The organism is Bradyrhizobium sp. BRP23 (genome assembly GCF_020194135.1).
GTDB lineage: Bacteria > Pseudomonadota > Alphaproteobacteria > Rhizobiales > Xanthobacteraceae > Bradyrhizobium > Bradyrhizobium yuanmingense.
Genome location: NZ_JADYVW010000011.1, coordinates 68276 through 93561 on the forward strand (window position 1 = coordinate 68276; position 25286 = coordinate 93561).

The following is a 25286-nucleotide window of genomic DNA, read 5'->3' on the forward strand; positions in this document are numbered from 1 at the left end:
GGCGTCACGATAGGGGCGCAGCGAGAATCGTGCAATCTCGGCGACAAGCGTCCAACCGCGTGTTGTTCGCATCTGTTCCAGCTGTTAGAACGCCTCTCTCAGGGCTTCGCCATGGCACTTCGTCTTCCTTTGCTTCGTCGCAACCGGCTCACCGCCGGAACGCTGGCGCGCGGGCTGATCGCGACGGTTTTGGCAGCGGCCATCGGCTGGGGCGGGGCGCTCCTTGCGGCCAACCAGAGCGTCCAGGGCGGCAAGAAAGCGGAAGATGCCGGCTTCGACGGCGATGCCCCGACCGCGATCCTGATCGAAGCCTCCTCGGGCAGCGTGCTGTTCGAGAAGAACGCCGACGAGCTGCGCGCGCCCTCGAGCATGATGAAGCTGATGACCGCCGAGGTCGTCTTCAACGCCATCAAGAAGGGCGACATCAAGCTGAACGACGAGTATCGGATCAGCGAGAATGCCTGGCGCAGAGGCGGGGCCCCCTCGGGCGGCTCGACCATGTTCGCCGCCATCAACAGCAAGGTCTCGGTCGACGATCTCCTGCGCGGCGCGATCATCCAGAGCGGCAACGACGCCTGCATCGCGCTGGCCGAAGCCATGGCGGGCAATGAGCGGATCTTTGCCGCCGACTTCATGACCAAGCGCGCCCGCGAGCTTGGCATGACCAGGTCGACCTTCGCCAATTCCAGCGGTCTGCCCGATCCCGGCAACAAGATGACGGTGCGCGAGCTCGGCATGCTTGCCCGGCACATCATCCTGGACTTCCCCGAATTCTACAAACTGTTCGGCGAGAAGGAGTTCACCTGGAACAAGATCCGCCAGCAAAACCGCAATCCGCTGCTCAATTCGATGGAAGGCGCTGACGGCCTGAAGACCGGCTACACCAAGGAAGGCGGCTACGGCATGGTGGGCTCCGCCGTGCAGAACGGCACGCGGCTGATCGTCGTCGTCAACGGACTTGACGATCCCGAGGACCGCGCCACGGAAGCCAAGAAGATGCTGGAATGGGGTTTTCGCAATTTCGAGACCCGCACCCTGATCGCAGCCGAGCAGCCGGTCGGCTACGCCAAGGTGTTCGGCGGCGAGAGCCGGTCGGTCAAGCTCATCGCCAAGACCCCTGTGAAGGTGATGGTGCACAAGAACGGCAGCGACAAGCTGATTGCGCGCATCGTCTATAGTGGCCCGGTGCGCGCGCCGATCGAGGCCGGCCAGCGGGTCGGCGTGGTCAGGGTCTGGCGCAGCGGCAACATCGCGGTCGAGACGCCGGTCTACGCCGCGGAGGCGATCGGCACCGGCTCGACCATGCGCCGCGCGATCGACGGCGCCAGCGAGCTCGTGATCGGCATGTTCCGCGCAGGCGCCGAGAAGCTCTGATCATGAGTGAGAGCGCTGCACAGCGGCCGTCCGGACGGGGACGCTTCATCACCTTTGAAGGCGGCGAGGGCACGGGCAAGTCGACCCAGATCAAGAAGCTCGCCGACCGCCTGAAGGCGGCAAAGCTGCGCATCCGCGTGACGCGGGAGCCGGGCGGCTCGCCGGGCGCTGAAATCATGCGTCATCTGGTGCTGTCGGGCATGGGCAAGCTGCTCGGCCCCGAGGCCGAGACGCTGCTGTTTGCCGCCGCGCGCGATGACCATGTCCGCACCGTGATCCAGCCGGCGCTGAGCCAGGGCGTCTGGGTGCTGTGCGACCGCTTCGCGGATTCGACGCGGGCGTATCAGGGCAGCCTCGGCCAGGTGCCCGATGGCCTGATCAACGCGATGCAAAGGGTGACGATCGGCGACCTCAAGCCGGACCTCACCATCATCCTCGATTTGCCGGTCGAGATCGGCCTGCAACGTGCCGCCGCGCGCCGCGGCAGCGGCACGCCCGACAGGTTTGAGGCTGAGAAGCTCAGCTTCCACCAGGGCCTCCGCGAAGCCTATCGCAAGATCGCGGCGGAGGATTCCTCGCGCTGCGTTCTGATCGACGCCAATTCCGATCCGGACACGGTCGCCGCGCGCGTCTGGACGGCGCTGCGCGAGCGCCTGCTGCCAACGCCTGCGTCAGTGGTGTCGGTATGAGCCCGCGTCAGGCCGAGCGCGAAACCGCCATACCGCATCCGCGCGAGACGTCGCAGCTGTTCGGCCATCGCGAGGCGGAGGCCGCGCTGCTTGATGCCTATCGCAGCGGACGCATTCCGCATGCCTGGCTGATCGGCGGGCCACAGGGGATCGGCAAGGCGACGCTGGCCTATCGCATGGCGCGCTTCGTGCTCACCCATGCGCAGCCGCTGGCGCCGGCCGTGCAGCGCGCCGAAAGCCTTGCGATCGATCACGACGACGCCGTGGCGCGGCAGGTGGCGGCCGGCTCGCATGGCGGCCTGCTGACGCTCGAGCGCACCGCCAACGAGCGCGGCGTGATGCGCACCGTGATCACCGTGGACGAGACGCGCGAGACGATCGGTTTCTTCGGCTCGACCGCCGCGGCCGAAGGCTGGCGCGTCTGCATCGTCGACACCGTCGACGAGCTCAATCCGAACGCGGCCAACGCGCTTCTGAAGATCTTGGAGGAGCCGCCGCAGCAATCGCTGTTCCTGCTGGTGAGCCACGCGCCCGCGCGGGTGCTCGCCACGATCCAGTCGCGCTGCCGCAAGCTGCGCCTGCGGCCGCTCACCACGAACGATGTGATCGGCGCCGCCGCTTCGGCGGCTGAGCTCGATCCGAACGATGCCGCGCTGCGCGAGGCGGCCGAGGCCTCCGAGGGCAGCGTCGCACGGACGCTGACGTTGCTCGGTGGCGAGGCCCTGAAGCTTCAGCAGCGCACGGCGGCGCTGCTCGCGCGCCTGCCGCAGGTCGATCCGCGCGAATTGCACACGCTCGGCGATTCGCTCGGCACCAGCGACCGCGTGGCGCTTGCGGCCTTCATCGACGGCATCGACCGCTGGATTGCGGAGCGCCTGCATGCGGATGAGGCCAATGCCAACCAGAACCTGCCGCGCCTTGCGCGGCTAGCTGAGGTATGGGAAAAGATCGTCCGCGCCGCGCGCGACACCGAAACCTACAATCTGGAGCGAAAGCCCTTGGTTTTCTCGGTGTTCGGCTGGCTCGCGGACGCAACGCGCTAAAGCATGATCCGGAAAAGTGCGCAGCGATTTTCCGAAAGATCATGCGCAAAACAATAACGGAACGCCGAGCCGTTTCCAAAATTCGAGAAGCCGGTAAAGGAATTCGTGGTGGCAACGCGAGCTAAGAAATCCGTCAAACGCAAGAGCGGCAAGAAGGCTGCGAAGAAGGCCGTCAAGAAAGCCGCGAAAAAGGTCAAGGCGCGCGCGGCCAAAGCTGCCAAGAAGGTCAAGAAGACCAAGAAGGCTGCCGTCAAGAAGAGCGTGACGAAGGGCGCCGCAAAGAAGGCCGCGAAGAAGCAGGTCCTCGCCAAGAAGGCGGTGAAGAAAGCTGCCAAAAAGCCGGCTAAGGCTCCGGCGAAGAAGGTCGCCAAAAAGGTAGCTTCGCCTGCCGTGACCGCCGCACCGGCTCCCGTCGTGACGCCTATGAAGCCAAAGGCGCGGAAGCCAAAGGCTCCTCGTTCGCCGAAGCCCGTCGCTTCTGCGCAGGTTGCCGCGCCTGCGGTTGCCGCCGCGCGCGACAACGTCTTCTACATCACCACCGCGATCGCCTATCCCAACGGTAGCCCGCATATCGGTCATGCCTATGAGGCGATCGCGACCGACGCGCTGGCGCGCTTTGCGCGGCTCGATGGCAAGGATGTGTTCTTTTTGACCGGCACCGACGAGCACGGTCAGAAGATGATTCAGACGGCGGCGAGCGAAGGCATGTCCACCGCCGCGCTCGCGACGCGCAATGCCGGCCGCTTCAGAGAGATGGACGAGCGCCTGGACGTGTCGTTCGACCGCTTCATCCGCACCACCGAGGAGCAGCATCACCGCTCTAGCCAGGAGATCTGGCGCCGCATGGAAGCGAACGGCGACATCTACGCCGACACCTATTCGGGCTGGTACTCGGTCCGTGACGAGGCCTATTACGCCGAGGACGAGACGCGTGTGAACGACGATGGTGTGCGCTTGGGGCCGCAGGGCACGCCGGTGGAATGGGTGGAGGAGAAGAGCTATTTCTTCCGCTTGTCGGAGTACCAGGACAAGCTGCTCAAGCTCTATGCGGATCAGCCTGACTTCATCGGGCCGGACTCGCGCAAGAACGAGGTGGTGAGCTTCGTCAAGGGCGGCCTGCGCGATCTTTCGATCTCGCGCACCACGTTCGATTGGGGCGTGAAGGTGCCCGGCGACGAAGAGCACGTCATGTATGTCTGGGTCGATGCGTTGACCAACTACATTACCGGCGTCGGTTTCCCCGATGAGAGCGACAGGAATTGGCGCTATTGGCCGGCCGACGTGCACGTCATCGGCAAGGACATCATCCGCTTCCATGCGGTGTATTGGCCGGCCTTCCTTTTGTCGGCGGGCATCCCGCTGCCGAAACGGGTCTATGCCCACGGCTTCCTGTTCAATAGGGGCGAGAAGATGTCGAAGTCGGTCGGCAACACTGTCGATCCCTTCAACCTCGCCGACCAGTACGGCGTCGACCAGTTGCGCTACTTCTTCCTGCGTGAGGTGCCGTTCGGCCAGGACGGCAACTACAATCACGAGGCGATTGTCGCGCGCATCAACGCCGATCTCGCCAACGATCTCGGCAATCTCGCGCAGCGCTCGCTGTCGATGATCGCAAAACAGCTCGGCGGCGTGCTGCCCGAGCCCGGCGAGTTCAGCGACAACGACAAGGCGATCCTGGCGATGGCCGACGGCATGATCGCGGCCTCGCGTGAAGCCATGGCGACGCAGCAGATTCATCAATGGCTCAACGCCGTCTGGGCCGTGGTCGCGGAGGCCAACCGCTATTTTGCGGGTGAAGCGCCGTGGGCGCTCGCCAAGACGGATCCGACCAGGCAGAAGACGGTGCTCTACATCACCGCCGAAGTCGTGCGTCAGATTGCGATCCTGGCTCAGCCCGCGATGCCGACCGCCTCCGGCAAGCTGCTCGACAGCCTCGGCATCCCCGAAACCGAGCGCAATTTTGACATGCTCGGCGGCGCCAAGCGCATCGCGCCCGGTTCGACGCTGCCGGCGCCGATGCCGGCGTTCCCGCGCTACGTCGAGCCGGCGGCCTGAAGGCGTTCGCACGATGCTGGTCGACAGTCATTGCCATCTGGATTTTCCGGACTTTGCGGAAGATCTCGACGGTATCGTGTCGCGGGCGCGAGCCGCCGGGATCGCCCGCATGGTCACGATCTCGACGCGGGTCCGGCGGCTGCAGGACCTGCTCGCCATCGCGGAGCGCTATGACGACGTCTATTGCTCGGTCGGCACCCATCCGCATCATGCGGACGAGGAGGACGGCATCGCGCCGGATGAGCTGATTGCGCTGACCAAGCATCCCAAGGTCGTCGCGCTCGGCGAGGCCGGGCTCGATTATTTCTACGACAACGGCTCGCCGGAGGCGCAGGCGAGGGGCTTTCGCGCCCACATCGCCGCCGCCCGCACCACCGGCCTGCCGCTGGTGATCCATACCCGCGAGGCCGACGAGGACTGCGCGCGCATCCTGGAAGAGGAGGCCGCAAAGGGATCGTTTCGCGCCGTCCTGCATTGTTACACGGGCGGGCGCGAGCTGGCACTGAAGGCGGTGTCGCTCGGGCTCTATATCGGCTTCACGGGAATCCTGACCTTCAAGAAATCGGAGACCTTACGCGCGATCGCAGCCGAACTGCCGCCCGATCGTATCCTGGTCGAAACAGACTCGCCCTATCTTGCGCCCGGCAAATTTCGGGGCAAGCGCAACGAGCCGGCCTACGTGGTCGAGGTCGCAAAGGTGCTCGCCGAGACGCGCGGCGTGTCGCTCGACGAGATCTCGCGCCAGACCAGCGAAAACTTCTTCCGCCTGTTCTCGAAGGTGAAAGCTTGAGACTGGGAGCCACATGACGCTGACGCTGACGATCCTGGGCTGCGGCTCCTCCGCCGGCGTGCCGCGCCCGGCGCTCGGCTGGGGCGCCTGTGATCCCAACAATCCCAAGAACCGCCGTCGCCGCTGCTCGCTGCTGGTCGAACGGACGTCCGAGCATGGCACGACACGCATCGTGATCGACACCTCGCCGGACCTGCGCGAACAATTGCTCTCGACCAATGTCGACCACATCGACGCGGTGTTCCTGACGCACGAACATGCCGACCAGACCCACGGCATGGATGATCTGCGCTCGGTCGTCATGCACATGCGCCGGCGCATTCCAACCTATTTCAACCAGTCGACCGCCAAGGACATCCTGTCGCGGTTCTCCTATTGCTTCATCTCGCCCGAGGGCAGCGATTATCCGCCGATCCTGACGCGGCATTCGATCGAGGCGGGAGAAAGCCAGACCATTCTGGGGAAGGGCGGCGCGGTGACGATGACCGCCTTTCTGGTGCAGCACGGCAACATCCCCGCGCTCGGCTACCGCATCGGGGATGCGGCCTACACGCCTGATCTCAATGATATCCCGCGCGAGAGCTGGGAGGCGCTGGAAAATCTCGATCTCTGGATCGTCGACGGCCTGCGCTACACCGGCCATGTCAGCCATTTCAGCATCAACGACGCGCTGTCCTGGATCGAGCGCTTCAAGCCGAAGCGCGCGGTCATCACCAACATGACCGCCGACGTCGATTATGAGGTTATCCGGCAGTCGCTGCCCCCTGGCGTGGTGCCGGCCTATGACGGGCTGCGGCTCGAGACGCGCTAAACCCGCGGTGGAAATTCTCCTGCCAGCCGGCATAGACCTTGCTTGCACCGGCCCCATCATGTTGATCTAACGTCTGAAAGACAGGCGTTGGGCAGGGCGATATTCAAACAGGACCGGCAGTCGGATGCTATCGGTCCGTCGAGTCGCATCGTGTGAGGATGGGGATCGCGTTGGCAGAGGACGATGTAGCGACTCAGGGACCGGTACGACGCGCGCTGGACCTCCTCTATCTCGGCGCGGGCTATGCCGCGGGCGTCTTCCTGGTCGCGATCTTCGCAATCATGATGGTGATGTCGGTCGGGCGCCAGTTTGCGCTCAACATTCCCGCCGGCGATGATTTTGCGTCCTGGTGCATGGCGGCGATGGCGTTCCTCGGCCTCGCTCACACGTTCAAGCGCGGAGAGATGATCCGCGTCGGCCTGTTGCTGGAGCGCGTGCACGGGCGGACCAAGCAGATCGCGGAGGTCGTGGCGCTCGGCATTGCCGCTGCCTTCATTCTCTACTTCACCCGTCATGCTGTGCAGATGACCTACGATTCCTGGCGCTTCAACGACGTGGCGCAGGGCGTGGTCGCGCTTCCGCTCTGGATTCCCCAGCTCGGCTTCGCCGGCGGCCTCGTGATCCTCTCGATCGCGCTGATCGACGAGATGGTCAACGTCATCGGCGGCAACCGTCCGAGCTACGAGAAGGGCTCGCCCGACGAAACTCCGGAAGAGTTCGTCGAACGCATCTCGCAGGGCGGTGGGGGCTGACCATGGCCAGTCTCGGCATGATCGAGCTGTCGTTCGTCCTGCTCGGCGTCATGATCCTGCTGCTGGGAAGCGGCGTCTGGATCGCGGTCTCGCTCGGGCTGGTCGGCTTCGTGGCGATGGCGCTCACCACGAGCCTGCCGCTCGGCACCGTGCTTGCGACCACCACCTGGAGCGCGAGCTCATCCTGGACGCTGGCGGCCCTGCCGTTGTTCATCTGGATGGGAGAGATTCTCTTCCGCACCAAATTGTCGGAGGAAATGTTCCGCGGCCTGTCGCCCTGGGTGCAGTGGCTGCCGGGACGGCTGACACATGTGAACGTGATCGGCTGCGGCATCTTCGCGGCGGTGTCGGGTTCGTCGGCGGCGACCTGCGCGACGATCGGCAAGATCGCGCTGCCGGAGCTCGACAAGCGCGGCTATGACAAGGGCCTGAGCCTCGGATCGCTGGCGGGCTCGGGCACGCTCGGCCTGCTGATCCCGCCGTCGATTCCGATGGTGGTCTATGCCGTCACGGCGAACGTCTCCGTGCTTCAAGTGTTTCTCGGCGGCTTCCTGCCGGGATTGCTCGTGATCGCGCTCTATTCCGGCTACATCATCATCTGGTCGCTGCTCAACCCGACAAAGGTTCCGCCGCGCGATCCGCCAATGCCGCTCCGGCAGAAGCTGCGCGAGTCCGCCAAGCTCGCGCCCTGCCTGCTGCTGATCCTGGCGGTGTTCCTGTCGCTCGTTCTCGGCTTTGCGACGGCGACGGAATGCGCGGCCTGGGGCGTTTCCGGCGCGCTGCTGCTGGCTTGGTGGAGCGGCACGCTCACGCGCAAGAACTTCCTCGAGAGTATCATGAGCGCGACGCGCCTGACCTGCATGATCATGCTGATCCTGGCAGGCGCGGCCTACACCACGGCGGCGATGGCCTATACGGGGATTCCGGCCGCGCTCGCCACCTGGGTCCAGGGCCAGCAGCTCACGCCGAGCATGCTGGCGCTGTATCTGAGCATCATGTACATCATCCTGGGTTGCCTGATCGACGGCATCTCGATGATCGTTCTGACCGCTGTCATCGTCCTGCCCATGGTCAGGCAAGCCGGCCTCGACCTGGTCTGGTTCGGCGTCTATCTGATCATCCACGTCGAAATGGCGCAGATCACGCCGCCGGTGGGGTTCAACCTGTTCGTGCTCCAGAACATGAGCGGCCGCGATACGTTCACGGTCGCGCGGGCGGCCTTCCCGTTCTTCGTGCTGTTGCTCGCTGCGGTCTTCATCATCACGGAGTATCCGCAGATCGTGACGTTCCTGCCGAAGCTCGCTTTCCCAGACTGAGCGTACCCGTTCTCTAGATCGACTGTGAGGAGAAGTCCGATGATGTCTCGTTTATTCCACGCATCCTTGATTGCCGGCGTTGTGCTGGCCGCGACACCTGCCTCGGCTCAGAGCAAATGGAACCTGCCGGCAGCGTATCCTGCGGACAATCCGCACTCCGAAAACCTGGTCGCGTTCGCCAAGGACGTCGAAGCCGCCACCTCGGGCAAGCTCCAGATCACGGTTCATCCGGGCGCCTCGCTGTTCAAGGCGCCCGACATCAAGCGCGCCGTGGTGACCGGGCAGGCGCAGATGGGTGAGGTGCTGCTGTCGATCCACGAGAACGAAGACCCGATCTTCGGCGTCGACGTCGTGCCGTTCCTCGCGACCAGCTTCCCCGAGGCGACGAAGCTGTATCAGGCCTCCAAGCCTGCGATCGCCAAGAAGCTCGACGCGCAAGGTCTCAAGCTGCTGTTCGTGGTGCCGTGGGCACCGCAGGGCGTCTACGTCAACAAGCCGCTGGCCACGATCGAGGACATGAAGGGTCTGAAGTGGCGCGCCTACAATGTCGGGACCGCGCGGATCGGCGAACTGGTCGGCGCGCAATCGGTCACGATCCAGGCTGCGGAACTGCCACAGGCGTTGGCGACCGGCGTGGTGAACTCCTTCATGTCGTCGGGCGGCACCGGCTACGATTCGAAGGCGTGGGAGTCGCTCAAATACTTCTATGACGTGCAGGCCTGGATTCCGAAGAACTACACTTTCGTCAACAAGGCTGCGTTCGAGGCGCTCGACAAGCCGACCCAGGAGGCCATCCTGAAGGCCGCCGCCACCGCGGAGACGCGCGGCTGGAAGGCTTGGGAAGAGAAGGCCAATTGGTACCTCGGTCAGCTCAAGGCCAAAGGCATGACTGTCGAGCCGCCGAGCCCGGCACTGAAGGCCGGCTTCCAGAAGATCGGCGACCAGCTCACGGCCGACTGGCTTAAGAAGGCAGGGGCCGACGGTCAGGCGGTGCTCGACGCCTACAAGAAGATGTGAGGATGAGAGAGCTTCCGCCCGCCGCAGGCGGGCGGAAGCTTCTTTGGCCGCTGGTCAGGCCGAGATCGCCTTCACCGAGCCGACTTCGTTGCGCAGCAGGAACTTTTGGATCTTGCCCGTGGACGTCTTCGGGATCGGCCCGAACACGACCGCCTTCGGCGTCTTGAAGCCGGACATCTGGCTGCGGCAGAAGGCGATGATATCCGCCTCGCTGGCACTGGCGCCCTCTTTCAGTTCGACGAAGGCGCAGGGCACTTCACCCCATTTCGGATCGGGCTTTGCCACCACGGCCGCGAACAGCACGGCCGGGTGCTTGTAGAGGATGTCCTCGACCTCGACCGAGGAAATGTTCTCGCCGCCGGAGATGATGATGTCCTTGGAGCGATCCTTGATGATGACGTAGCCGTGCTCGTCGAGCACGCCGAGATCGCCGGTGTGGAACCAGCCGCCTTCGAAAGCTTCCCTGGTCGCCTTCTCGTTCTTCAGGTAGCCCTTCATCACGATGTTGCCGCGGAACATGACCTCGCCGATGGTCTCGCCGTCGCGCGGCACCTGCTGCATCGTTTGCGGGTTGATCACGGTGACGCTTTCCTGCAGCGGGTAGGGCACGCCCTGCCGGCGCTTCATGCGCGCGCGCTCGGCGGCGGGCAGGTCATCCCAGCCCGGCTGCTCGGCGCAGACGGAGGCGGGGCCGTAGACCTCGGTCAGGCCGTAAACATGCGTCAGCTTGATGCCGATGCTTTCGGCGCCTTCCAGCACCGCGACCGGCGGCGCTGCGCCCGCGATCAGGCCGACGACGCGGCGGGCCGCATCGCCCTTTGGTGCATCGGGCGCGTTGATCAGCGTGTTGTAGACGATCGGCGCGCCGCACATATGGGTGACGCCGTGTTGCTTGATCAGCTCGAAGATCCTGGTCGGCTCGACCTTGCGCAGGCAGACATTGATGCCGGCGGCCGCCGCAATGGTCCAGGGAAAGCACCAGCCGTTGCAGTGGAACATCGGCAGCGTCCAGAGATAGACCGGATGCTGGCCGAGATTGCCGGCGAGGATGTTGCTGACGGCGTTCAGATAGGCGCCGCGATGATGGGTGACGACGCCCTTGGGATTGCCCGTCGTGCCCGAGGTGTAGCTGAGCGCAATCCCGTCCCATTCATCGCTCGGCGTGATCGGCGCGAAGCTTGGATCGCCTTCGGCGACGGCTGCCTCGTATTCGATCTCGCCGATGCGGGTGCCGCCCTTGAACGATGCATCGTCGACGTCGACCACCAGCGGCTTGGGGCCGGTCATCTGCGCCAGGGCCGCAGTGATGACGCCTGAAAACTCTGGATCGACCAGGATGATTTTCGCGCCGCCATGATCGAGCTGGAACGCGATCGAAGGCGCATCGAGGCGGATGTTGAGCGCGTTGAGCACGGCGCCGGTCATGGGCACCGCGAAGTGCGCCTCGTTCATCGCGGGAATGTTCGGCAGCATCGCCGCGACGGTGTCGCCGACGCCGATGCCCTTGCTCGAAAGCCACGAGGCGAACCGCCGGCAGCGCTCATAGGTCTGAGCCCAGGTGAAGCTGCGGCCTTCATAGACCGTGCTGACGTGATCGGGATAGACCGCGGCGCTGCGCGCGAGGAAGCTCAGCGGGCTCAGCGGCACATAGTTGGCTTGCGTCTTGTCGAGGCCGATATTGTACGGATTCTGTCGCTCGCTCATCGACACCCTCCTTAAACCGCATCAAAGAAATCCGATCGAGATCCAGGGGAAGATCGCGACGATGATCAATCCCACCAGCAGCGCCAGCAGATAGCCCCAGATCGGCCTGATGCCTTCGGCCGGATCGACGCGCCCGATGGCGCAGGCGGCATAATAGCCGACGCCGAAGGGCGGGGCGAATAGCCCGATACCCATGGCGAGAATGATCACCATGGCGTAGTGCACCTCGTGCACGCCGACGGCGCGGGCGATCGGAAACAGCAGCGGTCCGAACAGCACGATCGCCGGGATACCCTCCAGCACGCTGCCGAGGATGGTGAAGGCCAGGATCGACACGGCGATGAAGGTCGCAGCCCCGCCCGGCAATCCCGTCATGGCCGCAGCCAGCGAGCGCGAGAAGCCGGATTGGGTCAGGCCCCAGGCCATGCCGGTTGCGGTGCCGATGATCAGGAGGATCGCACCCGACAGCGCGGCGGTCTCGACGAGCATCGGAAACAGCCGTCGCCAGTCGAAGCGGCGGTAGATCAGAAGGCCGACGAGGGCGCCATAGACGATGCCGATGGTGGAGACTTCGGTCGCGGTCGCGATGCCCTCGACCACGGCATAGCGGATCACGAAAGGCAGCGCGAGCGCGGGCAGGGCGACGACGAAGGTCTTGCCGATCTCGGATGCCGTCGCGCGGCGGACGTGGCTCATGTCCTCGTGGCGGTAGCGCCACCACACCAGCATGCAGAGCGTGACGGCGAGCACGACGCCGGGCAGGAGGCCGCCGGTGAAGAGGGCGGCGATCGAGACGCCCGTGACTGAGCCGATCGTGATCAGCACGAGGCTGGGCGGGATGGTCTCGGTCTGGGCGCCGGTGGCCGCCAGCAGCGCGACGAGATCGCCGGGCTTGGCGCCGCGCTCTTTCATCTCCGGGAACAGCACGGGCGCGACTGCCGCCATGTCGGCCGCCTTGGCGCCAGAGATGCCGGAGACGAGGTACATCGCGCCGACCAGCACGTAATGCAGGCCGCCCCTGATATGGCCGAGCAGGCTTGCCAGGAACGCCACCATGGCCCGCGCCATGCCGGTCATCTCGATCAGCAACCCTAAGAACACGAACAGCGGCACGGAAAGCAGGATGAGGTGGCTCATGCCCTCGTCCATCCGCCCGACCAGCACCATGACCGGCGTGCGCGTGGTCAGCGCGAGATAGCCGTAGATCGCAAGACCAAAGCCGAACGCAATGGGAACCCCGGCAAAGACGCAGAAGCCGGCGACGCCGACGAAGAAGATGACGAGGTTGAGATTGCCGAGCGGCCGCAGCAATGGCTCGGCCAGCCAGAACAGGCCGATCACGACCGCAACCGACAGCACGGCGGCCGCAACCATGCGGTAGTCGGCCGCGCGCACGAGCCGCAGCAAGGCGAAGGCCGCCATCAGGCCGATGCCGGCCGGCAGCGCAGCGGCGCGCCACATGTTGGAGATCTGCAGCGCCGGCGTCGTGATGTAGCTTTCTTCATAGGCGTAGTCGCAGGCCGGCCACACAATCAGGATCAGGAACGCCAGGGCCGCGGAGGTCGCGACCAGATCGAGATAGGCCCGCATCGCCGGCCTGGCGCTGGCGACGACCGCCGTCATGCGCATGTGCTCGGAGCGGCGGAACGCGACCGCCGCTCCCAGCATGGCGAGCCACAGGAACAGGATCGAGGCGAGCTCGTCCGACCAGATCAGCGGCCGGTGCAGGCCATAGCGTGCGACCACCCCGGCAAACAGGATCACGATCTCGGCGACCACCAGGATCGCCGTGGGGATTTCGACGACGAGGCCGAGCACGCGCTCGACTGAGGCCAGCAGCGAAGGTCGGCGAGGGGACTGCAACGTCACCTCGCCCACAGCTTCGGTCATCTCGATCTCGACATGAGCCATCCTGATACCGACCTCGACGGCCCCAACGTGCTACGACAGCTTGCCGACGGCCTTCTCCAGAAGCTCCCAGGCCTGATCGCCATATTTGCCCTTCCATTCGGCATAGAAGCCGGCGGAGCGCAGCTTGTCGCGGAACGGCGCGATAGGCGGTTGGTTGAAGGTCAGGCCCTTGCCCGCGAGCTCCTGCTGCAGGTTGGCGTTCAGCTTGGCGGTATCCTCACGCTCCCTAACGGCGGCGGCATTGATGTTCCTGGCGACGATGGTGCGCACGTCCTGCGGCAGCTTTTCCCAGGCTCTGCGGTTGGCCAGGAACCAGAAGCCGTCCCACATGTGGTTGGTCAGCGAGCAGTACTTCTGCACCTCGTAGAGCTTGCCGGTCGAGATGATGGCCAGCGGGTTCTCCTGGCCCTCGACGATCTTGGTCTGGAGTGCGGAATAAACCTCGCTGAAATTGATCGAGGCGGGCGCGGCATCGAACGCCTTGAACATCGAGGTCCACAGCGGCGACACCGGCACGCGGATCTTGAAGCCCTTGAGATCGTCAGGCCCGGCGATCGGCCTGGTCGACGACGTGGTCTGGCGGAAGCCGTTGTCCCAGATCTTGTCCATGACCTCGAGGCCGGCCTTCTTGATCTCGCCGCGGACATGGGCGCCGAGATCGCCGTCCATGGCCTTCCAGACCGTGTCGTAGTCCGGGAACGCGAAGCCGATGCCGTTGATGGACGCCGCCGGCACCAGGGTCGACAGGATCAGGCCGGACAGCGTGAAGAACTCGACGCCGCCGGAGCGGATCTGGCTCAGCATGTCGGTGTCGGAGCCGAGCTGATTGTTCGGGAAGATTTGCAGGTCGAACTTGCCGCCTGTCTCGGTCTTGATCGCCGCCGCCATCTCCTTGGCACGGACGTTGAGCGGATGGGTGTCGGGCAGGTTATTGGCGTACTTGTAGGTGAACTCGGCGCTCTGGGCGCGGGCCACATGGGGCGCACCGAGGCCGCCCAGGACCGCGGTCGCGGCGGAAGCCTTGAGAAGCGTGCGTCGGGAATAGCGCGTGGAAAGGACCATGGGTCTGCTTCCTCGGAAGGTTTGTTGTTGTTCTGAGATGCAAACCTATACGGGCGGTCGGCCTTAGGGTCATCTGCGATCTCGCGGATGCCTCGCTTATTGCAGCCGGACAAGGTCACGGCAATATCGGCTTTCGCAGACCTCGACCCGTTTCAAAATCTGAAAAACAACCCCATGCACAGTAGACGTCAAGAGCTAAGACGACGGCCGACGCGCAGACGGAGATACGGGCTTTGGCGAAGGTCGGATGTCAGCAATTCCGCCCAAATGATTGATTTCATTGTACATAAATATATTCCATAATATACCTTATGCGAATTGTGGATTTTGCTCTGGCGACGGCATCCGACCGCTCGCATCGCATCGAGGCCCACCCTGAGATTCCGTCTGGGACGCTTTCGACGGCCTGCCGGCCACTGTCCTTCGGACAAGCCGCCATGCGATCGAGGGCACCCATAGCCACGATTGCCGCAAGCGCGTTACGCCGCCGACAGCGATCGGAGCCAAGCCAATCTCGAGATCGCTTGCTCTGCCAGTCGCTGCAGGCGTTCGAGGTGGGCCGCATCGGTCGCCCGTTCGGCGCCTTCGAGGTAGCCGTCGACGAGCGCTTCGGCGACCTCCAATGGGCCTTTGCGCTCCAAGGGCGCCGGAAAGCTTCCCGCACCCACGGCGGCGTCGGCCATCTCGATTGCCTGTTGGCGAATGCCCCTTATCCGGACCGCCGCTGGCCCGCCCAGGCGTGGTTCCATCTCGGCAAGTTGCGCGGCCAGGCGGAGCTCGAGCCGCTGCGCGTCGATATGCGGCGGTCGAGGCTCCGCCGACGTCTCGGCACGGCTCCGTTCGTGTTCGTGGCGATATGCGCGCCGCCTCTCCTTCCGCAGCGCGGCGACATGGCCGAGTTCCTCCCTTGCCATGGCCTCGGACGCCTTCTTGACTTCAGGATCCCGGGAATAGGCCGCCAGGTAGGACCAGAACGCGAAGGCCCGTTCCTCATTGCGCACTGCCATCGCTAACGCGCGGTACGGCGTCAAAAGCCGGGAGGTGTTCACCTCAGCGGCGGTCTCTGCATCGAAGGTCTCGGGCGCTTCCCAGCGCACCAGCGCAGGATCCGGATCCTTGCCGCAGCGCGATTGCGACCATCGTGCGACGCTGTCGACGTGCTCGCGTTCCGCGGCTGCGAGTTGGGTGAATACCGCCGCCAAGTCGTTCTTGGTCTGCCGACGCATCTCATCGGCAAATCCGCTGTACCTGTTCGCGGCCTCCTGTTCCATGGCATGCGCGAGCGCGAACAGCTCATCAAGCGACTGCAAGGTACCGGTCGGCTCGGCTCCCAGGAGAGCCTTTCGAAGCAGAGGCATTGCCGAATTCCTTCGCTGTTTGATCCAGCGCAATGAGGCATCGTGTCCGGATACTAACAAGGCTGTATTGACGCGAGTCAATTCGGCTCAGGCAATGAGCCTGCCAACCCGGCGTCAGCGGCGATCCCGGGACATCAAACTTTCGAAATCGAATGAAAAGCTGTCCTCGTTTGGGGCGGCTGTTCCACCTGTGGTGCTCATGGCCCGGAGTTGTTCCGCAACCGCAAACGATTGGCTCGGCGGCCCGTTGCTCGCCGTCCTCTTTGCGATCTGTGCAACGCTGTGGCTCGAACCCGCATGCGCCGCAGGAAATCTTGCGGGTTATCTTTCCAAAACATCGCCTGCTGACTTCTTCCCAAGCGCCGAGCGCTTCGGACCTCCGCAGGGCGATCCGCCCATCGTGCCCGTCTATCGTGGTGACCAGCTCCAAGGTTTCGTGTTCCTGAACTCCGACTTCGCCAACACCGTCGGCTACTCCGGCAAACCGATTCACTTGCTGGCTGGAATCGACCCCAACGGCGTCATCACCGGCATCAAGCTCCTCGATCACAAGGAGCCGATCGTGCTGGTCGGCATTCCCGAGGCGCGCATCATCGCTGCCGTGAACGCGCTGATCGGCAAGGACATGAAGCCGGTCGCAAGTGGTGCCGAGAGGCCACCGCAGGTCGACATCGTCAGCGGCGCAACCGTCACCGTGCTGGTGATGGGCGACAGCATCGTTCGTGCGGCGTCCAAGCTGATCCGAAGCGGCCGTGTTGGCGGCGGCAACGGCGCGGCGGTTTCAGCTGCCCTGCCCCCCGCCATCAAGACGCTGGATCTCGAACACAGCGAACTCCGCGACTGGGAGAGCCTCGTCGGCGACGGTTCGATCCGCCGGCTTCATCTCGGGATCGGCGACATCAACGACGCCTTTGCAAAATCCGGCAGCGCGGCGGCGACTCAATATCCCGAACCGGGTGACGCGAACGACACCTTCATCGATCTTTACGTCGCCCTCGCGAGTGCGCCCACGATCGGCCGCAGCCTCCTTGGCGAGGATGGCTATCGACGCTTGAAGGAGGGCCTTAAGCCCGGACAGCAGGCGATCATCGTCGCCGGCAACGGCCCCTACTCCTTCAAGGGCTCGGCCTATGTGCGCGGTGGTATCTTCGATCGGATCGAAATCCTGCAGGAAGGCAACAGCACCCGCTTCCGCGACCGGAACCATACCCGCCTTGGTGCGCTGGACGCGGTCGGCGCGCCGGAGTTCAGGGAAGTCGCGCTGTTCGTCACGCCTCCCGAGTTCACGCTGGATCCAACGCAGCCGTGGCAGCTTCAGCTCCTGGTGCAGCGCAGCCTCGGCGGCCGCGACAAGGCGTTGCTGACCTTCGACGTCAACTACATCCTGCCCGATAGCTACATACGCCGCGAGCAGCGGGCCGTGACCGTGCCAGAGAGCGCAGCGCCTCCGCCCTCGCAGGCAGCCGTCGCGGCCGCCCCGCCGGCGGAGGCGGACGAGCCACTCTGGATGCGGATCTGGCGATCGAGCACGGTCTCGATCGCCATCACCGCCTTCATGCTGGCCGCCCTCACCGGCGTCTTCTTCTTCCAAAACCTCTTGGTGCGCCGCCCGGTGCTCTACACCTGGGTGCGGCGGGGCTATCTCGCCTTCGTTCTGGTCTGGCTCGGCTGGTACGCCAACGCGCAGCTCTCCGTCGTCAACGTCGTCACCTTCACCAACGCGCTGGTGACCGGCTTCCACTGGGAATTCTTCCTCGCCGCGCCGCTGATCTTCATTCTATGGGCGGCGACGGCCGGCGGGCTCCTGTTCTGGGGGCGCGGACCGTTCTGCGGTTGGCTGTGTCCCTTTGGCGCACTGCAGGAGCTCACCAACACGGCTGCGAAATGGCTGAAGGTGCCGCAAATAACGGTGCCGTGGGGACTGCATGAACGGCTATGGCCGATCAAGTACATCATCTTTCTCGGACTGTTCGGGCTGTCGCTCTACTCCGTCGAGATGGCCGAGCGATTTGCCGAGGTCGAGCCGTTCAAGACCGCGATCATCCTGAAATTCTCACGAAGCTGGCCGTTCGTGGCCTATGCAGTCGCCCTGCTCGTCATCGGCCTCTTCATCGAGCGCTTCTTCTGTCGCTACCTCTGTCCGCTCGGCGCGGCGCTCGCGATTCCCGGGCGCATGCGGACGTTCGAATGGCTGCGCCGCTGGGAAGAATGCGGCTCGCCGTGTCAGCGCTGCGCCAAGGAATGCCCGGTGCAGTCGATCCATCCCGAGGGGCACATCAACGTCAACGAATGCATCTACTGCATGCATTGTCAGGAACTCTATTACGACGACCACCGCTGCCCGCACATGATCCAGGTGCGGCTCAAGCGCGAGAAGTTCGCGGCGATGTCGTCGCCCTCGATGCGCTCCGGCGGCAAGGGTCCCGCGACCGTCATTACCGCCGGTGGCAAGCCCGTTGCCGCATCGGCAGTCCTCTCTCCACCCCCAAACTGAACCCGAAGCCGAGGAGGCAATCATGAGTGAAAACGAAAAAACCAAGGGCGTCAGCCGACGAACCGTGCTCGGAACGACGGCGGCCGCAGCGGGCGTGGGCCTTGCCGGCGGAGTGATGCTGAAGGACGGCGGATTCGTCGCGCCTGCGGACGCGCAGACCAAGAATGCCGCGCCGAAAGCACCGGCAGCCCGGCCGGCCGTTCACAAGACCGAGGTCGCGCCCGGCGAGCTCGACGAATATTACGTGTTCTTCTCCAGCGGCCAGTCCGGAGAGATGCGGGTCGTCGGCCTTCCCTCGATGCGCGAATTGATGCGCGTTCCGGTTTTCAATCGCTGCAGCGCGACCGGCTGGGGGCAGACCAACGAAAGCATCAAGGTTCTGACCGAGGGGATGCAACCTGCGACCCGCGAGTTCCTGAAGAACCGCGGCGGCACCTACCTGAACGGCGACCTCCACCACCCGCACATTTCGTTCACGGACGGCACCTATGACGGTCGCTATGCCTTCATGAACGACAAGGCCAATAGCCGCGTCGCGCGGGTGCGGCTCGACATCATGAAGTGCGACAAGATCATCGAACTGCCGAACCAGCACACCGTTCACGGCCTCCGCCTGCAGAAATATCCGCGCACGGGCTATGTCTTCGCCAACGGCGAGGATGGCGTGCCGCTGCCCAATGACGGCAAGATCCTGGACGATCCCAAGCAGTATCGCTCGATCTTCAGTGCGATCGACGGCGACACGATGAAGGTAGCCTGGCAGGTGATCGTCAGCGGCAACCTCGACAATGTCGATGCCGATTACCAGGGCAAGTACTGCTTTGCGACCTGCTACAACGGTGAGGAAGGCGTCACTCTCGCGGAAATGACCGCCAGCGAACAGGACTGGGTCGTCATCTTCAACATCAAGCGGATCGAAGAGGCCGTGAAGAAGGGCGACTTCAAGGAGATGAACGGCGTGCCCGTGATCGACGGCCGCAAGGGTTCGGCCTACACCCGCTACGTTCCGGTCTCGAACAATCCGCATGGCATGAACACCGCTCCGGACGGCATCCACATCGTGGCGGCCGGAAAGCTCTCGCCCACCGTGACTGTGATGGACGTCCGCAAATTCGACGACCTGTTCGATGACAAGATCAAGCCGCGCGACGTTGTCGTTGCAGAACCGGAGCTTGGCCTCGGCCCGCTGCACACGGCCTATGACGGCAAGGGCAACGCCTACACCACCCTTTTCCTCGACAGCCAGGTCTGCAAGTGGAACATCGACCTCGCCAAGCGCGCCTTCAAGGGCGAGAAGGTCAATCCCATCCTCCAGAAGCTCGACGTGCACTATCAGCCGGGCCACAACCACACCTCGATGGGCCAGACCAAGGAGGCGGATGGAAAATGGCTCATCTCGCTGAACAAGTTCTCGAAGGACCGCTTCCTGAACGTCGGCCCGCTCAAGCCGGAGAACGATCAGCTGATCGACATCTCGGGCGATCAGATGAAGCTCGTGCATGACGGCCCGAGCTTCGCCGAGCCGCATGACGCGACCATCGTCCACCGCTCCAAGATCAACCCCGTCTCGATCTATGACCGCGCGGATCCGATCTTTGCGGATGCGGTCAAGCAGGCCAAGGCCGACGGCATCAACCTCGAGGCGGATTCCAAGGTGATCCGCGACGGCAACAAGGTGCGGGTCTATATGACTTCGACCGCGCCGGCCTACGGACTCGATCAGTTCCAGGTCAAGCAAGGTGACGAAGTGACCGTCTTCGTCACCAACATCGACGCGGTCGAAGACCTGACGCACGGGTTCTGCATCGTCAACTACGGCATCAACATGGAGATCGGGCCGATGGCCACCGCGTCGGTGACCTTCACGGCCGACAAGCCAGGCGTCTACTGGTATTATTGCTCCTGGTTCTGCCACGCCATGCATATGGAGATGAAGGGCAGGATGTTCGTCGAACCGAAATCGGTCTGATCGGAGTGACTTCGTGCGACTTCTGTTACGCATGTTTCCGGCGGCGCTGGCCGCCGCCGGATTATCCGGCTTCGCCGAAGCGGAGACCTTGACGGCTGCACCCGGCCAGCCGCTGCAAGCCGTGCTGGATCATGCGCGCGCCGGCGACGTCGTCGAGCTTGCGCCGGGCGAATATCATGGTCCGATCCGGATCGACCGCCCCTTGCAGCTGGTCGGGAGTCGGGACGCTGTGCTCGATGGCGATGGTTCCGGCAACGTCATTACCGTCAGCGCGGCCGATGTGACCATTCGCGGCTTGACCATTCGCGGGTCCGGCCGCGACTTGCAGGCGATGAATTCCGGGATCTTCCTGCAGAAGACGGCCGAGCGCGCGAGGATCGAGGACAACCGGCTGGTGGAAAACCTGTTCGGTGTCTATGTGCATGGCGCCAGGGGCTCGCGGGTGGCGCGCAACGAGATCGAGGGACTGCGCGGCGGGCGTCTCAGCGAGGCCGGCAATGGAGTCTCGCTGTGGAACGCGCCCGATGTCACCATCGCCAACAATACGTTCCGCTATGGCCGCGACGGCATCTTCTCGATCTCCAGCAGCAAGGACCGCTTCATCGACAACCGCTTCGAGCAGGTTCGCTTCGCGGTCCACTACATGTACACCAACGACAGCGAAATCAGCGGCAACGTGTCGATCGGCAACCACGTCGGTTACGCCATCATGTACTCGAACCGTCTGGTGATCCGCGGCAACAGCTCCGATCGCGATCGCGACTATGGACTTCTCTTCAACTACGCAAACTACGCCGTGATCGAAGGCAACCGGGTCACCGGCGGCCAGCTGAACCCGACGATGCAGAAGCCGGAGGACGGGCCGGCCGAGGAGCGAGGCATGCTCCCGCAGCAGAAGCGGGAGAGCTCTCTCAAGACCGGCCCGGAAAAGTGCGTGTTCATCTACAACACCAACCACAACAAGTTCCGCAACAACTGGTTCGAGCGCTGCGCGATCGGCGTGCACTTCACGGCCGGCTCCGAAGGCAACGAGATCACGGGCAACTCCTTCGTCAGCAACGCCAACCAGGTGAAATATGTCGGCACCCGGCATCTCGACTGGTCGATCGGCGGGCGCGGCAATTACTGGAGCGACAATCCGGCTTTCGACCTGAACGGAGATGGTATCGCCGATACGGCGTATCGGCCGAACGACCTCGTCGATCGCGTGCTGTGGACCGCGCCGGCCGCGAAGGTCCTGATCAACAGCCCCGCAGTGCAGGTGATCCGCTGGGCGCAGGCGCAATTTCCCGCGCTGCTGCCTGGCGGCGTCGTCGACAGTCATCCCCTGATATCTCCGCCCGGGCGTCGCGTCGCCGAGGAGGCGCGACGATGAAGACGGTGCGGCTCTGCGACGTCACCAAAGACTACGGCAGCGTCAAAGCCGTCCGCGGCGCCTCATTCGAGCTCGGCGACGGCGAGCTCGTGGCGCTGATCGGCCACAACGGCGCCGGCAAGACCACGCTCATGAAGCTCATGCTCGGGCTGATCCGGCCGACCAGCGGCTCCATCGAGGTTCTCGGGGACAATCCCGCGGCTGGCGAGTTCGCCGGACGTCAGCAGCTCGGCTATCTGCCTGAAAATGTCTCCTTCGACGCCGCCCTCACCGGCCGCGAGATGCAGGCTTTCTACGCACGGCTGAAGCGGGCGCCGGTCGCAAGGGCTATGGAGCTGCTCGATGTCGTCGGCCTGGGCGCCGCCAGCTGCCGGCGGGTCGGCACCTATTCGAAGGGCATGCGCCAGCGGCTCGGGCTCGCGCAGGCGCTGCTGGGTCGACCGCGCGTGCTGCTGCTGGACGAGCCGACCACCGGCCTTGATCCGGAACTGCGCCAGACCTTCTACGATGTCATCGCGCGGCTCGCAGCCGAGGGCGCGACCGTGCTGCTGTCGTCACACGCGCTCACCGAGCTCGAGGAGCGCGCCGGGCGGGTCATCATCATGAACCGCGGTCTCAAGGTCGCGGACGGCACCATCGACGAGCTGCGCCGCCTCGCCCGGCTGCCGACCCGGATCCGTCTCAAGGTTTCCGGGCTGGCCCCGCACGAGATGCCGGCCTGGGCGCCGACCGACACGACCTGCCGCCGCTTGAACGGCCACCTCGTCGAGATCGACGCCGCACCGGAGCGGAAGATCGAGCTGCTGCATCGCGCCACCGCCTCCGGCAATTCGGTCGAGGACGTCGACGTGGTCCCGCCGAGCCTCGACGAGCTCTATGCTCACTTTCTCCGACGATCGGAGCAGGCCTCATGAATATCCTGATCATCGCAGCCAAGGAGATCCATCAGGCGATCCGCAATCGCTGGGTGCTTGCGGCAACGCTGCTGCTGGCCGGGCTTGCCCTGTCGCTGACGTTTCTCGGCAGCGCGCCGACCGGCAATGTCGGCGTGCGCACGCTCGACGTTGTCATCGTTAGCCTGTCGAGCCTGACCATCTTTCTCGTTCCGCTGATCGCGCTGCTGATGTCCCACGACGCCATCGTCGGCGAGATGGAGCGGGGGACGATGCTGTTGTTGCTCAGCTACCCGGTGGCGAGGTCGCAGGTGCTGTTCGGCAAGTTCCTGGGCCATCTCGCCGTTCTCGCCTTCGCGACCTGCCTTGGCTACGGACTTGCCGTGGCGGCGCTGGCGGCGACGGGCGGCCGTATCGATGGCGACAGTCTCGTGGCCTTCGTGGCCATGATCGGCTCCTCGGTGCTGCTCGGAGCTGCGTTTGTGGCGATCGGCTATCTGGTCAGCGCGCTCGTGCGTGATCGCGGAACGGCTGCCGGCATTTGCATCGGATTGTGGCTGCTGCTGGTGCTCATCTACGACATGGCGCTGCTGGGCGTACTTGCGCTCGACCAGGGTCGCAGCATCTCTGCGGCCGCGCTCAACGTCATGTTGCTGGCGAACCCGACCGACGCCTACCGGCTGATCAATCTGACCGGCTTCGCCAATGTCAGCACGTTCGCCGGCATGGCCGGCCTCGCCCAAACCACGTCGCTGACGGTGCCGGTCCTGCTGACCTCCCTGCTCGGCTGGACGCTGCTGCCGCTGGGCCTGGCCGCGCTCGCCTTCTCGCGGAGGGAGCTATGAGGCGCCGAACGCTGCTGCTCGCCCTGCTGCTGCCGCTCGCGCTCGCGGGCTGCAACGACAAGCAGGCTGCCAATATCCCGCCGCCGCATCGGATGACCGCGGAGGACATCGGCCACTACTGCGGCATGAACGTGCTCGAGCATCCCGGACCCAAGGGTCACATCTTCGCCGCGAGCTTGATCCAGCCCGTCTGGTTCTCGTCGGTGCGCGATGCGATCGCCTTCACCATGCTGCCGGACGAGCCCAAAGACATTTTGGCGATCTACGTGTCCGACATGGGCAAAGCGCGCGAGTGGGACAAGCCTAGCGCCGACAATTGGATCGAGGCGCGCAAGGCGCTGTTCGTGATCGAGAGCCGAGTCAAGAGCGGCATGGGCGGCGACGAGGCCGTGCCGTTCTCGGACCGGGCCGCCGCCGAGAGATTCGCAAGTGAGAACGGCGGCAGGATCGTCGGCTTCGACGAGGTGCCGCGGGACTACGTCCTCGCTTCCGCGAATGCCGGCGGCGCGGCGCCGGACGAAGCGTCCGAAGGGGCGCCGGGTGACGGAGCGAGGAGGACGCCATGACGCCAATGCTGTCCCGCCGACGCTTCATCCGGATCAGCGCCGCTGCCGCGGGGCTCGGCGCGCTGTCCGTCGGACGTCCCGTTTGTGCAGAGGCCGCGCCGGTCACCTGGCGCGGCACGATGCTGGGCGCGGTCGCAGCGCTAGAGATTCACGACGAAGACCGCCGCCGGGCCGAGCGGCTGATCGCGCTGGCCTGCGCCGAGGCGCGCCGGCTCGAACGGCTGTTCAGCCTCTATCTCGACGATTCCGCCCTGGTCGCGCTGAACCGGACGGGTGTCCTGGTTGATCCGGCCGCCGAAATGGTCGATCTGCTTTCAACCTCGCAGCGCTACGCCACGCTGACGGGCGGTTTGTTCGACGTCACGGTGCAGCCGCTGTGGGAGCTCTATGCCCGCCATTTCGCGCGAGCTGACGCCGATCCGGCCGGCCCTCGCCTAGCCGAGATCGAGGCTGCGCTGGCGCGCGTCGACAGCAGCCGGCTGTCGGTCAGCCGCGACCGGATCGTGATGCCCAAGGGCATGGCCGTCACCCTGAACGGGATCGCGCAGGGCTACGTTACGGACAAGGTGGTCGACCTGCTGCGGGCGCACGGCATCTCGCACAGCCTGGTCGACATGGGCGAGGCCCGGGCGGTCGGCTCGCGTCCGGACGGACGCCCCTTTGACGTCGGTATCGCCGATCCGGACAGCGCGGGCCACACCAAAACGGTGCTGCCGATCGTCGACCGCGCCGTCTCCACCTCAGGCGGTTACGGTTGCCAGTTCGATTCCGGGGCGCGCTTCAACCATTTGTTCGATCCCCGATCGGGCGGCTGCGCCCACCGCTATCGCAGCGTGACCACTGTTTCCCGCAGCGCGACTGCAGCGGACGCCTTATCGACGGCGTTCAGCCTGATGCCGGACGACCAGATTCGATCGCTGTTGCGGCGTGTCGATATCGACCGCGTGCACTTGATCGACGCGGCCGGCAAGTCGGTCGAATTATTGGCATAATACCCAACGACGACGCTCGTTTCCTTCCGGCGACTTCCCGGTTTGCGACCGCGAAGAAAGTTCGGAATTGTGGGCCAGTTCATAAAAGCTGGAGAGCCGCAGCCGCAGAGTTGATCCGCTCTGGCTCGAGCTGCCGCAACGACCAACTTCGCGACCGAAAGGCCTGCATTAAGTCCATGAGCGCATTGGAAACATTGCGAGCCAGATTGCACGTTTGAGGAAGTGAAGCCGTAATTTTCACATTTTGGGAGCGCGCAGCGAAGAGACGCT

The 25286-nt window shown here is 64.5% G+C and carries 20 protein-coding genes; 16 read left to right on the top strand and 4 right to left on the bottom strand.

Features of this window, described 5'->3' with window-relative positions; genetic code table 11:
- The first annotated feature begins 111 nt into the window (after positions 1-111).
- The 9 genes from I6F24_RS27075 to I6F24_RS27115 all read left to right on the top strand — a co-directional run bounded on the left by I6F24_RS27075 (position 112) and on the right by I6F24_RS27115 (position 9847).
- A complete protein-coding gene (locus I6F24_RS27075; protein WP_035999217.1) occupies positions 112-1374 on the top strand; it encodes a D-alanyl-D-alanine carboxypeptidase family protein in 1263 nt (420 codons plus the stop codon).
- A 2-nt stretch (positions 1375-1376) separates the two neighbouring features.
- On the top strand, positions 1377-2063 hold the full coding sequence (tmk, locus tag I6F24_RS27080; RefSeq protein WP_225149696.1) for a dTMP kinase: 687 nt from the start codon (positions 1377-1379) through the stop codon (positions 2061-2063).
- Complete coding sequence (locus tag I6F24_RS27085; RefSeq protein ID WP_225140893.1) at positions 2060-3106, top strand: DNA polymerase III subunit delta'; 1047 nt, start codon at positions 2060-2062, stop codon at positions 3104-3106. The genes tmk and I6F24_RS27085 overlap by 4 nt, the downstream gene beginning before the upstream one ends.
- 108 nt (positions 3107-3214) lie before the next feature.
- Complete coding sequence (gene metG, locus I6F24_RS27090; RefSeq protein WP_225149695.1) at positions 3215-5161, top strand: methionine--tRNA ligase; 1947 nt, start codon at positions 3215-3217, stop codon at positions 5159-5161.
- Between the two features lie 13 nt (positions 5162-5174).
- Complete coding sequence (locus I6F24_RS27095) at positions 5175-5951, top strand: TatD family hydrolase (RefSeq protein WP_225149694.1); 777 nt, start codon at positions 5175-5177, stop codon at positions 5949-5951.
- A 13-nt stretch (positions 5952-5964) separates the two neighbouring features.
- The gene (locus tag I6F24_RS27100) at positions 5965-6762 is read left to right on the top strand and encodes an MBL fold metallo-hydrolase (protein ID WP_225149693.1); all 798 of its coding nucleotides are present in this window, start codon (positions 5965-5967) and stop codon (positions 6760-6762) included.
- Between the two features lie 158 nt (positions 6763-6920).
- Positions 6921-7514: a TRAP transporter small permease gene (locus tag I6F24_RS27105; RefSeq protein ID WP_225149692.1), complete on the top strand. Its 594-nt coding sequence runs from the start codon at positions 6921-6923 to the stop codon at positions 7512-7514.
- Positions 7515-7516: 2 nt separating this feature from the next.
- Positions 7517-8830 (top strand): TRAP transporter large permease subunit, encoded by a 1314-nt coding sequence (locus tag I6F24_RS27110; RefSeq protein WP_035999234.1) that lies wholly within the window; start codon positions 7517-7519, stop codon positions 8828-8830.
- Positions 8831-8869: 39 nt separating this feature from the next.
- Positions 8870-9847, top strand: coding sequence for a TRAP transporter substrate-binding protein (locus I6F24_RS27115; RefSeq protein ID WP_225149691.1), 978 nt, complete (start codon positions 8870-8872; stop codon positions 9845-9847).
- Between the two features lie 54 nt (positions 9848-9901).
- Here I6F24_RS27115 and I6F24_RS27120 read toward each other — a convergent pair whose 3' ends face one another.
- The 4 genes from I6F24_RS27120 to I6F24_RS27135 form a co-directional block, all read right to left on the bottom strand.
- Positions 9902-11551 (bottom strand): acyl-CoA synthetase, encoded by a 1650-nt coding sequence (locus tag I6F24_RS27120; protein ID WP_225149690.1) that lies wholly within the window; start codon positions 11549-11551, stop codon positions 9902-9904.
- Between the two features lie 21 nt (positions 11552-11572).
- Positions 11573-13462, bottom strand: a complete 1890-nt coding sequence (locus I6F24_RS27125; protein WP_225149689.1) for a TRAP transporter large permease subunit — start codon at positions 13460-13462, stop codon at positions 11573-11575.
- Positions 13463-13492: 30 nt separating this feature from the next.
- On the bottom strand, positions 13493-14524 hold the full coding sequence (locus I6F24_RS27130; protein WP_225137299.1) for a TRAP transporter substrate-binding protein: 1032 nt from the start codon (positions 14522-14524) through the stop codon (positions 13493-13495).
- Positions 14525-15003: 479 nt separating this feature from the next.
- Positions 15004-15882: a ferritin family protein gene (locus I6F24_RS27135; RefSeq protein WP_225140884.1), complete on the bottom strand. Its 879-nt coding sequence runs from the start codon at positions 15880-15882 to the stop codon at positions 15004-15006.
- Positions 15883-16081: 199 nt separating this feature from the next.
- On the opposite strand from I6F24_RS27135, the gene I6F24_RS27140 reads away from it, so the two are divergent.
- The 7 genes from I6F24_RS27140 to I6F24_RS27170 are packed head-to-tail and all read left to right on the top strand — an operon-like array spanning position 16082 to position 25016.
- A complete protein-coding gene (locus tag I6F24_RS27140) occupies positions 16082-18376 on the top strand; it encodes a NosR/NirI family protein (protein ID WP_225149688.1) in 2295 nt (764 codons plus the stop codon).
- 22 nt (positions 18377-18398) lie between these two features.
- On the top strand, positions 18399-20345 hold the full coding sequence (nosZ, locus tag I6F24_RS27145; RefSeq protein WP_128261662.1) for a TAT-dependent nitrous-oxide reductase: 1947 nt from the start codon (positions 18399-18401) through the stop codon (positions 20343-20345).
- Between the two features lie 13 nt (positions 20346-20358).
- Positions 20359-21720 (top strand): nitrous oxide reductase family maturation protein NosD, encoded by a 1362-nt coding sequence (locus I6F24_RS27150; RefSeq protein ID WP_225149687.1) that lies wholly within the window; start codon positions 20359-20361, stop codon positions 21718-21720.
- Positions 21717-22634 carry an ABC transporter ATP-binding protein gene (locus I6F24_RS27155; RefSeq protein WP_225140878.1) on the top strand — a complete coding sequence of 306 codons (918 nt, stop codon included), beginning with the start codon at positions 21717-21719 and terminating at the stop codon, positions 22632-22634. The genes I6F24_RS27150 and I6F24_RS27155 overlap by 4 nt, the downstream gene beginning before the upstream one ends.
- Positions 22631-23458, top strand: a complete 828-nt coding sequence (locus I6F24_RS27160; protein ID WP_225140876.1) for an ABC transporter permease subunit — start codon at positions 22631-22633, stop codon at positions 23456-23458. The genes I6F24_RS27155 and I6F24_RS27160 overlap by 4 nt, the downstream gene beginning before the upstream one ends.
- A complete protein-coding gene (locus tag I6F24_RS27165; RefSeq protein ID WP_225140874.1) occupies positions 23455-24024 on the top strand; it encodes a nitrous oxide reductase accessory protein NosL in 570 nt (189 codons plus the stop codon). Before I6F24_RS27160 ends, I6F24_RS27165 begins: the two co-directional genes overlap by 4 nt.
- On the top strand, positions 24021-25016 hold the full coding sequence (locus I6F24_RS27170) for an FAD:protein FMN transferase (protein ID WP_225149686.1): 996 nt from the start codon (positions 24021-24023) through the stop codon (positions 25014-25016). Before I6F24_RS27165 ends, I6F24_RS27170 begins: the two co-directional genes overlap by 4 nt.
- Positions 25017-25286 lie beyond the last annotated feature (270 nt).